Here is a 15,232-nt window from a genome sequence, read left to right as displayed (position 1 = left end):
GAGGCGGACGGAACCGACGGACAAGGATGGGTTTGGGCATGTCGGACGAGCAGAAGCTCCGCGAGTACCTGAAGTGGACCACCACCGAACTCACCCGGGTCTCCGACCGACTGTGCGCGGTCGAGTCGCGGGCGCACGAACCGATCGCGATCGTCGGCATGGCCTGCCGCTACCCGGGCGGGGTCAGCTCCCCGGAGGAGCTGTGGGAGTTGGTGGCCTCGGGTACGGACGCGATCTCCCCGTTCCCGGACGACCACGGCTGGGACGGCCACGCGCTGTACGACCCGGACCCGGCGGCCGCGGGGCGTACATACTGCCGGGAGGGTGGCTTCCTCGACGGGGTCGGAGATTTCGACGCCGCCTTCTTCGGCACCTCGCCCCGCGAGGCGCTGACCATGGACCCGCAGCAGCGGCTGCTGCTGGAGACCTCCTGGGAAGCACTGGAGCGGGCCGCTATCCCCCCTGACTCGCTGCGTGGCAGCCGTACCGGAGTGTTCGTTGGGGCCTGGAACGACGGTTACACCGACCTGGCCGGGCAGCCTTCGGCGGAACTGGAGGGGCACCTGCTGACCGGCGGGGTGGTCAGCTTCACCTCCGGGCGAATCTCGTACGTGTTGGGTCTGGAGGGCCCGGCGGTCACCGTGGACACCGCCTGCTCGTCGTCGCTGGTGGCCCTCCACCTGGCGGTACGGGCGTTGCGGCAGGGGGAGTGCGACCTGGTGCTGGCCGGCGGTGCCACGGTGCTGGCCGACCCGGCGGTGTTCGTACAGTTCTCCCGGCAACGGGGGCTGGCCCCGGACGGCCGCTGCAAGGCGTTCGCCGACACAGCGGACGGGTTCGGGCCGGCCGAGGGAGTCGGCATGCTGGTCGTGGAGCGGCTCTCCGACGCCGTCCGGCACGGGCACCGGGTGCTGGCCCTGGTCACCGGCACAGCGGTCAACCAGGACGGGGCCAGCAACGGGCTCACTGCGCCCAGCGGCCCGGCCCAGGAACGGGTGTTGCGGCAGGCGCTGGTCGACGCCCAGGTGACGGCGGCGGACGTCGACGTGATCGAGGCCCACGGCACCGGTACCCGGCTGGGCGACCCGATCGAGGCGCGGGCCCTGATGGCCGTCTACGGTGCCGGCCGGCCCGCCGACCGGCCGCTCTGGCTCGGCTCGCTGAAGTCGAACATCGGCCATACCCAGGCCGCCGCCGGGGTCGGCGGGGTGATCAAGACGGTGCTGGCGATGCGGCACGGGGTCCTGCCGCCGACCCTGCACGTGGACACCCCGACCACCGAGGTCGACTGGTCGACCGGTCAGCTGGCGCTGCTGCGCGAGGCGAGGCCGTGGCCGCAGACGGACCGGCCGCGTCGCGCCGGGGTCTCCTCCTTCGGGGTCAGCGGCACCAACGCCCACGTGGTGCTGGAGCAGGCCTCCGCCTCTGCCGACCCGCCCGCCGCGACCGGCACCCCGCCGCCGGTGGTGCCGCTGGTGCTCTCTGCCCGGTCGGCGGCGGCGCTGGCCGGGCAGGCCCGGCGGCTGCGCGACACCCTGGCGGCCACCCCGGCCCCCGACCTGGCCGCCACCGGCCTCGCACTGGCCACCACCCGGTCCGTCTTCGACCACCGGACAGTGGTGACGGCCACCGGCCGGCAACCGGCGCTCGACGCGCTGGATCTGCTGGCCACGGGCGAACCCGGCCCCACCGTGACGACCGGCCCCACCGTGACGACCGGCCTCGCCGCGCCGACCGGGCGGACCGTCTTCGTCTTCCCCGGTCAGGGCACGCACTGGGCCGGTATGGCCGCCGACCTGCTCGACGAGGCGCCGGTCTTCGCCGAGTCGATGGCCCGCTGCGAGCAGGCGCTGGCGGTGCACACCGATTGGAAGCTCGGTGACGTGATCCGGGGCGCGGCCGGCAGCCCGCAACTGGAGCGCGTCGACGTGCTCCAGCCGGTCTCCTGGGCGGTGATGGTGTCCCTGGCCGAGCTGTGGCGCTCGCTCGGCGTCGAGCCGGACGCGGTGGTCGGCCACTCCCAGGGCGAGATCGCCGCCGCCGTGGTGTGCGGCGCGTTGACCCTGGCCGACGCCGCCCGGGTGGTCGCGCTGCGGTCCCAGGTCATCGGCCGGATGCTTTCCGGCCCCGGTGGCATGGCCTCGGTCCAGCTCCCGGCCGACCAGGTCACGCCTCGGCTGGCCGACTGGGCGGGGCGGCTCGACGTGGCCGCCGTCAACGGGCCTCAGTCCACCGTGGTCGCCGGGCACGCCGACGCGGTCACCGCCCTGGTGGCGGCGTACGAGGCGGAGCAGGTCCGGGTCCGGCGGATCCCGGTGGACTACGCCTCCCACTCGGCGCACGTCGAGCGGCTGCGCGACGACCTGCTCACCGCCCTCGGCCCGGTGGCCGCCCGCCCGGCACGGATCCCCTTCTACTCCACGGTGGATGCCGCCCGGATCGACACCACCACCCTGGACGCCGGGTACTGGTACCGGAACCTCCGCAGTCAGGTCCGCTTCGCGGAGACCGTCGGGCTACTGCTCGACGCCGGGCACCGCGCCTTCGTGGAGGCCGCCGCGCACGCCGTCCTCGTTCCCGGCATCCAGCAGATCGCGGACGCGGCCGGCGTCCGGGTGGTTGCCGTCGGGTCGCTGCGCCGAGACGCGGGCGGCCTGGCCCGGTTCCTGACCTCGGCGGCCGAGGCGTTCACCCAGGGGGTGGCCGTGGACTGGTCCCAGGCCCTGGCCGGTACCGCCCGTACTGCCGTGGACCTGCCCACCTACGCTTTCCAGCGGCAGCGCTACTGGCTGGAGCCCGCCGCTCCGGCCACCGCCGCGACGACAGTGGACGGCTGGCGGTACCGGGTCGGCTGGAAGCGGCTGGCGCACACCGGCGGCCCGCTGACCGGACGGTGGCTGCTGGTCACCGCCGGGGACCAGCCGGCGGAGCCGGTCGAGGCGGCCACGGCGGCGCTCACCGCGCGGGGCGCGCAGGTGCGGCACCTGAGCGTCGACCCGGCCACCGCCGACCGGGCCGCCCTCGCCGCGCTGCTCACCACCGCCGCCGGTCCGGACACCGAGGGCGTGCTGTCCCTGCTCGGCACCGACCGCCGTCCGCACCCCGAGCACCCGGACGTCGCCGTCGCCACCACCGCGACCTTGCTGCTCACCCAGGCCGTCGCTGACGCCCTGCCCACGGCCCGGCTGTGGACCGTCACCCGGGGAGCGGTCGCCGTCGCGCCGACCGAGACCGCCGACGACCACCAGGCGCAGGTCTGGGGGTTCGGCCGCGTCGCCGCGCTCGAACTGCCCCGGTCGTGGGGCGGACTTGTCGACCTGCCCACCGAGGCGGACGGGCCGGTCTGGGACCTGCTGGTCGACCTGCTGACCGGTGCGGAAGACCAGGTCGCGCTACGTGGCGCGGTCGCGTACGGCCGTCGGCTGCGGCGCGCGCCCGTGCTGCCCCAGAAGCGCGCGTACCGGCCCCAGGGCACCGTCCTGGTCACCGGCGGAACCGGCGCGCTCGGCGTGCACGTGGCCCGCCGGCTGGCCGCCGACGGGGCCGCGCACCTCGTGCTGACCAGCCGGCGTGGGGCGGACGCCCCGGGCGCGGCCGACCTGGTCGAAGAGTTGCGCGCGCTGGGCGTCGAGGTGACCGTGGCCGCCTGCGACGTCGCGGACCGGGCCGCCGTGGCGGAGCTACTCGCCGGCCTGCCCGCCGACCCGCCGCTGACCGCTGTCTTCCACACGGCGGGCGTCGCGCACTCGGTGCCGATCGACGAGACCGGTCTACCCGAGGTCGCCGAGGTGTTCGCCGGGAAGGTCGCCGGGGCCCGGCACCTCGACGAGCTCACCCGGCGGTACCACCTGGACGCCTTCGTCCTGTACTCCTCGAACGCGGGCGTGTGGGGCAGCAGCGGGCAGAGCGCGTACGGGGCGGCCAACGCGGCGCTGGACGCGCTCGCCGAACGGCGTCGCGCCGAGGGTCACGTCGCCACCTCTGTCGCCTGGGGCCTGTGGGGCGCGGGCGGCATGGGGGAGGGCGCCGCCGAGGACTACCTCAGCCGCCGGGGCCTGCGGCCGATGTCGCCCGAGCGGGGCGTGGACGCGCTGCTGGCGGCCCTGGACCGGGACGAGACCTTCGTCGCCGTCGCCGACGTGGACTGGGCCCTGTTCACCGCCGGGTTCACCGCGTTCCGGCCCAGCGCGCTGATCGGCGACCTGCCGGAGGTCGGCGCCGCGCTGGCCGCCGCCGCGTCGCCGGAGGCGGCGCCCGCCGACAACGACCTGGCGCAGCGGCTCACCGCGGCGGCCCCGCAGGAACGCCACCGGATCCTGCTCGACCTCGTCCGCCGGCACGTCGCCGCCGTCCTCGGGCACCCCGGCCCGGAGCATGTCGGCCCGGATGCCGCGTTCCGGGAGATCGGCTTCGACTCGCTGACCGCCGTCGACCTGGCCAAGCGGCTCAAGGCGGCGGTCGGCGTGCCGTTGCCGGCGACGCTGGTCTTCGACCACCCTACTGCGACGGCGGTCGCCGGACATTTGGACGGGCTGGTGGCGCCCGCGCCAGCCAGCGGCGAACCCGGTGAGGCCGAGGTTCGGCGGGCGCTGGCCACCCTGCCGCTGGCCCGACTGCGTGACGCCGGCCTGCTGGACGGCCTGCTCGTGCTGGCCGGGCTGCGCGACGACGCGGTGCCGTCCCAGCCGGACCCGGTCACCGACGAGATCGACGACCTCGACTCGGAGGAACTGGTGCGGATGGCGCTGGACAGAGCCGGCTCCTGACCCGCCCGACCCCTTCCTCAAGGAGCCCCACCCATGGCCATGCCCCCCGACAAGGTGATCGAGGCGCTGCGGACGTCCGTCAAGGAGACTGAGCGGCTGCGCCGACAGCACCGGGAACTGCTCGCAGCGCTCCACGAGCCCGTCGCCGTCCTGGGAATGGCCTGCCGCTACCCGGGCGGGGTGGCCTCCCCCGAGGACCTGTGGCGGCTGGTCGAGTCGGGCACCGACGCGATCGGTGACTTCCCCGCCGACCGGGGCTGGGACGTCGACGCGGTGTACGACCCGGATCCCGAGTCGCCGCACACCACCTACTGCCGGCGGGGCGGGTTCCTGGCCGGGGCGGGCGACTTCGACGCCGCCTTCTTCGGGATCTCTCCGCACGAGGCGATCGTGATGGACCCGCAGCAGCGGCTGTTGCTGGAGGTGTCCTGGGAGGCGCTGGAGCGCGCCGGGACGGATCCGCACAGCCTGCGCGGCTCCCGGACCGGAGTCTACATCGGTGCTGCCCACCAGGGGTACGCGGCCGGCCCGCTGCAGGTGCCCGAAGGGTCGGCGGGCTTCCGGTTGACCGGCAGCGCGGACGCCGTCCTGTCCGGACGGATCTCGTACGTACTCGGGCTGGAGGGCCCGGCGCTGACCGTCGAGACGGCCTGCTCGTCCTCGCTGGTCGCGGTGCACCTGGCGGTGCAGGCGCTGCGCCGGGGGGAGTGCGGGCTGGCGCTGGCCGGCGGAGTGGCCGTGATGCCGGACCCGGCGGCGTTCGTCGAGTTCTCCCGGCAGCGGGGCCTGGCGGCCGATGGCCGCTGCAAGGCGTTCGGCGCGGGCGCGGACGGCACCGGCTGGGCGGAGGGCGTCGGCGTACTGGTCCTGCAACGCCTCTCCGACGCCGTCCGCGACGGCCGGTGGGTGCTGGGGCTGATCCGGGGCTCGGCGGTCAACCAGGACGGTGCCAGCAACGGGCTGACCGCCCCGAGCGGCCCGGCCCAGCAGCGGGTCATCCGGCAGGCCCTGGCCGACGCCCGGCTCGGTTCCGACCAGGTCGACGTGGTCGAGGCGCATGGCACCGGTACCCGGCTCGGCGACCCGATCGAGGCGCAGGCCCTGCTGGCCACCTACGGCGCCGACCGGGACCAGGACCGCCCGCTCTGGCTCGGCTCGCTGAAGTCCAACATCGGGCACGCCCAGGCGGCGGGCGGCGTCGGCGGACTGATCAAGATGCTGATGGCGATGCGGGCCGGGGCGATCCCACCCACCCTGCACGCCGAGGTGCCGACCCCGCTGGTCGACTGGTCCGCCGGGGCAGTCCGGCTGGTGACCGGGGCGGTGCCCTGGCCGACGGTGTCCGGGGCGCCCCGGCGGGCCGCGATCTCCGCGTTCGGCGTCAGTGGCACCAACGCCCACGTGATCGTCGAGCAGCCGCCGGCACCCTCCACCGACGCCCCGGCCCCGCCCGACGCGGCGGCCCCTCCGACGGCCCTGCCGCTGACGCCATGGGTGCTCTCTGCCCGCACCGAAGCCGCGCTGCGCGCCCAGGCCGATCGCCTGCGTGCGCACCTGGCTGCAGCCACCCGACCGGACCCGCTGGACGTCGGGTTCTCCCTGGCCACCACCCGGGCCGCCCTGGCCCACCGGGCGGTGCTGTTGGCACCCGACGGGAACGGCCTGCGCCGCGCCCTTGACGCGCTGGCCGCTGGCGGCACCGCGCCCGGCCTGGTCCGGGACACGGTACGGCGCGACGGCGGGACCGCCTTCCTCTTCACGGGGCAGGGCAGCCAGCGGGTGGGTGCGGCGCGGGAGCTGTACGGGGCCTACCCCGCCTTCGCCGTCGCCCTGGACCAACTCGCCGCCGGGCTGGACCGGTACCTCGACCGTCCCCTTCTGCGGGTGCTCTTCGCCGAGCCGGACTCGGCCGACGCCCGGCTGCTGGACGGTACCCGGTACGCGCAGGCCGCCCTCTTCGCCGTCGAGGTGGCGCTGTTCCGGCTGCTCGACGGCTGGGGGGCGCGCCCCGACGCGCTGCTCGGCCATTCGGTGGGCGAACTGGCCGCTGCCCACGTTGCCGGGGTGCTCGCCGTCGACGACGCGTGCGCGCTGGTCGCGGCGCGCGGGCGGCTGATGGGCGAGCTGCCGCCGGGCGGCGCGATGGTGGCGGTCCGGGCCACCGAGTCCGAGGTCGCGCCGCTGCTGGCCGGGTACGGGGACCGGATCGCCGTGGCTGCGGTCAACGGGCCTCGGGCGGTCGTCCTCTCCGGCGACGAGGAGATGGTGCTGGCCGTCGCCGAGCGCTGCGCCGCCCTCGGCCACAAGGTGAAGCGCCTCACCGTCAGCCACGCGTTCCACTCGCCCCTGATGGACCCGATGCTGGAGCCGTTTCGGCAGGTGGCACGGGGCCTCACCTACCATGCCCCGCGCATTCCGGTGGTGTCGAACGTGACCGGTCGGTTCGCCACCGCCGAGGAGCTGTGCGACCCCGAGTACTGGGTCCGGCACGTCCGCTGGCCCGTCCGGTTCCGTGACGGGGTGCACGCCGCCCGGGACCGAGGGGTCGCCACCTTCGTCGAACTCGGCCCCAACGGGGTGCTGTGTGCGCTGGCCGAGGAGAGCATCACGGACACCGACACCGGGCGGGAGCCGGTGCTGGTACCGCTGCTGCGCCCCGGCCGGCCGGAGGCGGTCACCCTGCTGACCGCGCTCGCCACCGCATACGCGGGGGGCACCGGACTGGACTGGTCCCGGCTCTTCACCGGCACCGGCGCCCGCCGGGTCGAGTTGCCCACGTACGCCTTCCAGCACCGGCGGTACTGGGTGGCCCCGCCCGCGCCGCCGGCCCCGCCCGCCGACGACTGGCGGTACCGGATCGACTGGCGGCCCCTGCCGCCGCCGGCCGCCGGGCCTGCGTCGCGGGGCGGACACTGGGTCCTCCTGGTGCCCACCCACCCGGGCCGACCTTCGCTGCCCGGCGCGGCCGAGGCCGCCCTGCGGCGCGCCGGTGTCACGGTGACCCCGGTGACCGTGGACGCCTCCGACGTCGACCGGGACACCCTCGCCGCGCTGCTGGCCGACCCCGCCGTCGGCGCCCGCCCGGACGGGGTGCTCAGCCTGCTGGGCGACGACGACCGGCCGCATCCCCGGTTCGTCGCGGTGCCCAGCGGGGTGCTGGCGACCCTGTTCCTCACCCAGGCCATGGCCGACCGGGCGGCTTCCGCGCCGCTGTGGTGCGTGACCCGGCAGGCGGTCGCCGTCACGACCGGCGAGGGTCCGTCAGTCGCCGGGGCCCAGCTCTGGGGCTTCGGCCGGGTCGCCGCGCTGGAACTGCCCCGGCTCTGGGGCGGCCTGGTGGATCTGCCGGCCGAGCCGGACGACCGGGACTGGGACCGGCTCCTGGCCGCCCTGACCGGCGCGGAGGACCAGATGGCGGTCCGGGCTGGCGTCGCGTACGCCCGCCGGCTGGTCCCCGCCCCGCCGCCAGCGGCCGGGCGGTCCTGGCGTCCGCGCGGCACAGTGCTGGTGACCGGCGGCACTGGGGCGCTCGGCGCGCACACCGCCCGCTGGCTGGCCCGCGCCGGGGCAGCACACCTCGTGCTTACCAGCCGCCGGGGCGACGACGCCCCCGGTGCCGCCGCGTTGCGGGCGGAACTGACCGCGCTCGGCGTCTCGGTGACCGTGGTCGCCTGCGACGTGGCCGACCGGGCGGCCGTGGCCGACCTGCTCGCCGATCTGCCTGCCGACGCGCCGCTCACCGCGGTCTTTCACGCGGCGGGCGTGCCGCAGGTGTCACCGCTGTGCGAGACCAGCGCGGAGTCGTTCGCCGAGGTCTGCGCCGGCAAGGTCGCCGGGGCGGTGCACCTGCACGACCTGACCGGCGACCTGAACGCCTTCGTCACCTTCGCGTCCGCCGCCGGGGTGTGGGGCAGCGGCGGGCAGTGCGCGTACGCGGCAGCCAACGCCGCCCTCGACGCGCTCGCCGCGCGCCGTCGCGCCGCCGGGCTGCCCGCCACCTCCGTCGCCTGGGGCGTCTGGGGTGGGGCCGGGATGGGCGAGGGCGCGGGGGAGGAGTACCTGCGCCGGCGGGGCGTGCGCGCGATGGCCCCGGGGGCCGCGCTCACCGCCCTCGGGCGGATCCTGGACGCCGACGAGACCGGGGTGACCGTCTCCGACACGGACTGGGCCGGGTTCGCCGCCGGGTTCGTCGCCGCCCGCCCCGCCCCGCTGCTCGCTGACCTGCCGACCGGGGAGGCCGGCCCGACCGACCCGGTACACGCCGACGTGCCGCGACGCCTGCCGGCGACCGCCGACCGGGCCGCCCTGCTCGCCCTGGTCCGCGCCGAGGCGGCCGAGGTGCTGGGACACGACGGCATCGACGAGGTCCCGGCCGACGCGGAGTTCGCCGCCCTCGGTGTCGACTCCCTGGCCGCCGTGCACCTGCGCCGCCGGCTCGCCACGGCCACCGGGCTGGACCTGCCGGGTGCCGTGGTCTTCGACCACGGCACCCCCGACGCCCTCGCCGCGCACCTGCACCGGTTGCGCATGGACGTGGCCGGCGCAGCGGCCCCGTCGGCGGCCGAGAGCGCCCTGGTCGGCATGTACCGGCGGGCGGTCGGCGACGGCCGGGCCGGGGAAGCGGTGACGGTCCTCGGCACCGTCGCCACCTTCCGCCCCCTCTTCACCAACCCGGCCGAGTTGAACGGGCGGCACCCGACGCCGGTGCCGCTCGCTACCGGGGCGGGCGGCCCTCCGCTGATCTGCTGCGCCGGCACCGCCGTGGCGTCCGGCCCCCGGGAGTTCACGGCCTTCGCCGCAGCGCTGGCCGGCCAGCGCGACGTCGCTGTGCTGCCGCAGACCGGCTTCCTGTCCGGCGAGCCGCTGCCCGCCGGGCTGGACGCCCTGCTCGACGCCCAGGCCGACGCCGTCCGGGCGTACGCCGCCGGGGGACCCTTCGTCCTGGTGGGCCACTCCGCCGGGGCGAACATGGCACACGCGCTGGCGTTGCACATGGAGGCCCGGTGCGGCGGGCCGGTGGCCCTGGTGCTGATGGACATCTACACGCCCGCCGCGCCCGGGGCGATGGGGGTGTGGCGGGAGGAGATGCTGGCCTGGGCCACCGAACGGTCCGTCCTGCCGGTCGACGACACCCGGTTGACCGCCATGGGCGCGTACCACCGGATGCTCCTGGACTGGACGCCCCGGCCGACCCGGGCACCCGTGCTGCACCTGTACGCCGGCGAGCCGATGGGCACCTGGCCGGACGACGCCGGGCAGGACTGGCGCTCGCACTGGGCGGACGCGCACACCAGCACCGAAGTGCCCGGCACCCATTTCTCGATGATGACCGAGCACGCGGCGGTCACCGCCGCGACCGTGCACGCGTGGCTCGACGAGGTGTGCCCGACCCGTGTGCCGTGACCCGTCCGGTCCGTCCCCGCTGACCCGACGACAGCAGGAGGAAGCGCAGATGACCACAGTCCCTACCGGTGGAGACCCCGCGACCTGGGCCCGCCGGCTGCAACTGACCCGCGCCGCGCAGTGGTTCGCCGGCAATCACGGCGACCCGTACGCGCTGATCCTGCGGGCGGAGACCGACGACCCGACCCCGTACGAGCAGCAGGTGACCGCGCACGGACCGCTGTTCCGCAGTGACCACCTGGACACCTGGGTGACCGGCGACGCCGTGTTGGCCAGCGAGGTGCTGACCGACGACCGGTTCGGCTGGCTGACCCGGTCCGGGCACCGCCCCGCCGAGCGGATCCTGCCGCTGGCCGGCACCGCGCTGGACCACGGGCCGGAGACGCGGCGGCGACTCGACGCGCTCACCCGGCTCGGCGGCCCGGTCCTGCGCGCCGACGCCGAGGGGCTGCGGATCCGGGTCGAGAAGAGCACCCTGGCCCTGCTCGACGGGGCCGGGACCGACGTGGACCTCGCCACCCTGGCCCGCCGGCTGACCGCATCGGTCCTGGCAGACCTGCTCGGGGTGCCCGCCGGTCAGCAGGGCCGGTTCGAGGAGGCCCTAGCCGCCGTCGGCCGGACCCTGGACAGCCGGCTCTGCCCGCAGACCGTGGCGCACGCGTTGGCCACGGTGGCCGCCACCACTGAACTGGCCGGCCTGCTCGCCGAGGCGTCCGCAGCGACCCAGGGCGAGCCCGCGGCCGGCCCGGCCACCGACGTGCGGGCCGACGACCGGGTGACCGCCGGGCTCGCCCTGGCGGTCGGCACCGCCGAACCGGCGACGACGCTGCTCTGCAGCGCGGTCCGGGCACTGCTCGACCGGCCCGCGCAGTGGGCCCTGCTCCGCGCCGACCCCGGCTTGGCCGCCGTCGCCGTCGAGGAGACCCTGCGCTGGTTCCCTCCGGTGCGCCTGGAGAGCCGGGTCGTGTTGGAGGACGTCACCCTCGTCGGGCAGCTCGTCCCGGCGGACGGTCACCTGGTCGTGCTGGTCGCCGCCGCGAACCGGGCGGTGCTCGCGGCGAGCGACCCCGACCGGGACGGCTTCGACCTGACCCGCCCGGCGGCCCCGGCGCTCGGACTCGTCGGGGTGCCGTACCTGGCCGGGGCGGGGGAGCTGATTCGGCTCGTCGTCACGACCGCCCTGCGGACCCTCGCCGGGGCGGCGCCCACGCTGCGGCCGGCGGGGCCCCACGTTCACTGGCGACGTTCCCCCGTCCTGCTCGGCCACGCCCGGCTCCCGGTCAACCGGGACGGCGGAACCCCCGAGTCCGACGACCGCCCGGCGACGGAAGAGGCGACCCGATGCGAGTCCTGATCACGTCCTTCGCGCACAACACCCACTACTACAGCCTGGTACCGCTGGCCTGGGCGCTGCGCGCGGCCGGCCACGAGGTCCGGGTGGCGAGCCAGCCCTCGCTCACCGACACCATCGTGACGTCCGGGCTGACCGCCGTCCCGGTCGGCGACGACCAGGCGATCATCGACCTGCTCACCGAGATCGGCGGCGACCTGGTGCCGTACCAGCGAGGCCTGGACTTCACCGAGACCCGGCCCGAGGTGCTGACCTGGGAGTACCTGCTCGGCCAGCAGACCATGCTCACGGCGCTGTGCTTCGCCCCGCTCAATGGTGACTCCACCATGGATGACATGGTCGCACTGGCTCGGTCCTGGCAGCCGGACCTGGTGCTCTGGGAGCCGTTCACCTACGCCGGGCCGGTCGCGGCCCGGGTCGTCGGGGCGGCGCACGTCCGGCTGCTCTGGGGGCCTGACGTGGTGGGTAACTCCCGGCGGCTGTTCACCGAGGCACTGGCGGGGCTGCCGGCCGAGCAGCGCGAGGACCCGATGGCCGAGTGGCTGCGCTGGACGCTGCACCGGTACGGCTGCCAGGTCGGCGAGGACGAGGTGGAGACCCTGGTCACCGGCGAGTGGACCGTCGACCCCACACCAGGGAGCACCCGCCTGCCCGTTCCCGGTCGCCGGTTGGCCATGCGGTACGTGCCGTACAACAGTCCCTCGGTGGTGCCCGAGTGGGTGGCCAAGGCCGAGCGGCCCCGGGTGTGCCTGACCCTGGGGGTGTCGAGCCGGGAGACGTACGGCAAGGATGTGGTCTCCTTCCAGGACCTGCTCGGTGCTCTCGGCGACCTGGACGTGGAGGTCGTGGCTACGCTCAGCGATGCCCAGCGAGACCACCTCGGCGACCTTCCGGACAACGTCCGGATCTGCGACTTCGTGCCGCTGGACGTGCTGCTGCCGAGCTGCGCCGTGATCATCCATCACGGTGGCGCGGGCACCTGGTCGACGGCGACGCTCTACGGCGTCCCGCAGATCATGATCCCGTCGTTGTGGGACGCCCCGCTCAAGGCGCAGCAGGCGGAACGGCTCGGGGCAGGCATCGCCGTCCGGCCGGAGGAGCTGACGGCCGACTCCCTGCGTGCCGCCGTGGTCCGGGTTCTCGACGACCCGTCGATCACGGCCGCTGCCCGTCGGCAACGCGACGAGCTGCTCGCCGCGCCGTCCCCGGCCGAGGTGGTCCGGATCCTGGAGTCCCTCACCGCAGAGCACCGGTCCGGCCGTCCGGCCGGCACTGCCACCGACCACTCGTGGAAGGGCTGACACGATCCATGATGTACGCGGACGCGATCGCCGAGGTCTACGACCTGGTGTACCAGGGGAGAGGCAAGGACTACGCGGCGGAGGCGGAGGAGTTGACCGCCCTAGCCAGGGCCCGCCGGCCAGGCGCCCGGACGTTGCTGGACGTCGCCTGCGGCACCGGCCTGCACCTGCGGCACCTGGCCGGGCTCTTCGACGACGTGGGCGGCGTCGAGCTGGCCCCGGACATGCTGAGCATCGCCCAGCAGCGCAACCCCGGCGCGGCCCTGCACCTCGGAGATATGCGTACCTTCGACCTGGGACATCGCTACGACGTCATCACCTGCATGTTCAGCTCGGTGGGCCACCTGGAGACAACGGCCGAACTGGACGGGACGCTGGCCCGGTTCGCCGCGCACCTGTCCCCCGGGGGTGTGGCGATCGTCGAGCCGTGGTGGTTCCCGGAGACGTTCACGCCCGGGTACGTGGGCGCGAGCCTGCTGGAGGTCGACGGCCTCACCATCTCCCGGGTCTCCCACTCCGTACGTGAGGGCGGCACTACCCGGATCACCGTGCACTACCTGGTGGCCAGCGCCGACGGCGGGATCCGGCACTTCGACGAGAGCCACCTGATCACCCTCTTCGAGCGGGCGGACTACGAGCGCGCCTTCGCGCGGGCCGGCTTCACCACGGAGTACCTGACGCCCGGCCCGTCCGGCCGGGGGCTCTTCGTCGGCGTCCACCGCTGACCGCCCGGCCCGGCACCCCGGGCCGGGCACCGGCCGCCGGAACGTGACCTGACCCCGATCCGCCCCACCCGACTCCTGGGAGACACCGGTGCGAGATACCCCCGAAATGAACCGCATCCTCGACGCGATCCTCGCTCCAGAGCCGGACGCGCGGGAGCTGGCCGCCCTGCCGTTGCCGCCCTCGTACCGGGCGGTGACCGTGCACAAGGACGAGACGGAGATGTTCGCGGGCCTCTCCCGCCTGGAAAAGGACCCGCGCAAGTCGCTGCACGTCGAGGAGGTGCCTGTCCCCGAACTCGGCCCAGGGGAGGCCCTCGTCGCGGTGCTGGCCAGCTCGGTCAACTACAACACCGTCTGGTCATCGCTCTTCGAACCGTTGGCCACCTTCGGTTTTCTGGAGCGGTACGGCCGCCTGTCCGAGCTGGCCCGGCGACACGACCTGCCGTACCACGTCCTCGGTTCGGACCTGGCCGGCGTGGTGCTGCGCACCGGGCCGGGGGTGAACCGCTGGCGGCCGGGCGACGAGGTCGTTGCACACTGCCTCTCGGTGGAGCTGGAGTCCGCCGACGGCCACGGCGACACCATGCTCGACCCGGAGCAGCGCATCTGGGGCTTCGAGACCAACTTCGGCGGGCTCGCCGAGATCGCGCTGGTCAAGGCGAACCAGCTGATGCCCAAGCCGGCCCACCTGACCTGGGAGGAGGCCGCCTCGCTGGGGCTGGTCAACTCCACCGCCTACCGGCAGCTCGTCTCCGGCAACGGGGCCCGGATGAAGCAGGGCGACAACGTCCTCGTCTGGGGCGCCACCGGCGGCCTCGGCGCGTACGCCACCCAGCTCGCGCTGGCCGGCGGAGCCAACCCGGTCTGCGTGGTCTCCAGTCCGCAGAAGGCCGAGATCTGCCGCCGGATGGGCGCCGAGGCCATCATCGACCGGGTCGCCGAGGACTACCGCTTCTGGTCGGACGAGCACACCCAGAACCCCCGGGAGTGGAGGCGGTTCGGTCGGCAGATCCGGGAGCTGACCGGCGGTGAGGACGTCGACATCGTCTTCGAACATCCCGGCCGGGAGACCTTCGGCGCCTCGGTCTACGTCACCCGCAAGGGCGGCACCGTGGTCACCTGCGCCTCGACGAGTGGCTTCGAGCACGTCTACGACAACCGGTACCTGTGGATGTCCCTGAAGCGGATCATCGGAACCCACTTCGCCAACTACCGGGAGGCATGGGAGGCCAACCGGCTGGTCGTGAAGGGGAAGATCCACCCGACGCTGTCCCGCTGCTACCCGATGGAAGAGGTCGGCCAGGCGGTGTACGACATACACCACAACCTCCACCAGGGCAAGGTCGGCGTACTGGCACTCGCGCCACGGTCCGGGCTCGGGGTGCGGGACGCCGAGCTGCGGGAGCGTCACCTACACGCGATCAACCGGTTCCGCGTGCCGGAGTGAAACCTCGCACGACGGTTGGGGACAAATAGGAGAGTCGGGAGGTGTCCGTGACCCCGCACCGGCCGGATCCGGTCGGTCTATGCGATCGGTCTCTGCAGCGAAAGGCCAGCTCTGCGTGGGTGAGGCAGGGCACGAGGCGGTCCGTACACGCCGGAACGTCGATAAAGGATCATGCGCAATCCGTTGCGATCAGCGAGATACGATAGGTGTATCGATGGCCGTGAACGGAAGTTCCCGGA

5 protein-coding genes and 1 pseudogene are annotated in these 15,232 nt (G+C 74.7%); all 6 read left to right on the top strand.

The features are described from left to right. Positions 1–32 precede the first annotated feature (32 nt). A complete protein-coding gene (locus EDC02_RS42595) occupies positions 33–4,766 on the top strand; it encodes an SDR family NAD(P)-dependent oxidoreductase (RefSeq protein ID WP_370461596.1) in 4,734 nt (1,577 codons plus the stop codon). Between the two features lie 33 nt (positions 4,767–4,799). Continuing rightward, positions 4,800–10,169, top strand: a pseudogene (locus EDC02_RS34720) (SDR family NAD(P)-dependent oxidoreductase); the annotation flags it as partial. 49 nt (positions 10,170–10,218) lie between these two features. Beyond that, complete coding sequence (locus EDC02_RS34715; RefSeq protein WP_148083760.1) at positions 10,219–11,523, top strand: P450-derived glycosyltransferase activator; 1,305 nt, start codon at positions 10,219–10,221, stop codon at positions 11,521–11,523. Continuing rightward, the gene (locus tag EDC02_RS34710; protein ID WP_123606378.1) at positions 11,511–12,821 is read left to right on the top strand and encodes an activator-dependent family glycosyltransferase; all 1,311 of its coding nucleotides are present in this window, start codon (positions 11,511–11,513) and stop codon (positions 12,819–12,821) included. The genes EDC02_RS34715 and EDC02_RS34710 overlap by 13 nt, the downstream gene beginning before the upstream one ends. Before the next feature lie 8 nt (positions 12,822–12,829). Continuing rightward, on the top strand, positions 12,830–13,546 hold the full coding sequence (locus EDC02_RS34705) for a class I SAM-dependent methyltransferase (protein ID WP_123606377.1): 717 nt from the start codon (positions 12,830–12,832) through the stop codon (positions 13,544–13,546). Positions 13,547–13,652: 106 nt separating this feature from the next. Beyond that, a complete protein-coding gene (gene ccrA, locus EDC02_RS34700) occupies positions 13,653–14,993 on the top strand; it encodes a crotonyl-CoA carboxylase/reductase (protein ID WP_123606376.1) in 1,341 nt (446 codons plus the stop codon). Positions 14,994–15,232 lie beyond the last annotated feature (239 nt).

Source organism: Micromonospora sp. Llam0 (assembly GCF_003751085.1).
In the GTDB taxonomy this organism is placed as follows: Bacteria; Actinomycetota; Actinomycetes; order Mycobacteriales; family Micromonosporaceae; genus Micromonospora_E.
Note: the sequence above shows the minus strand (reverse complement) of the source record. Positions and strands in the feature narration are given on the sequence as shown.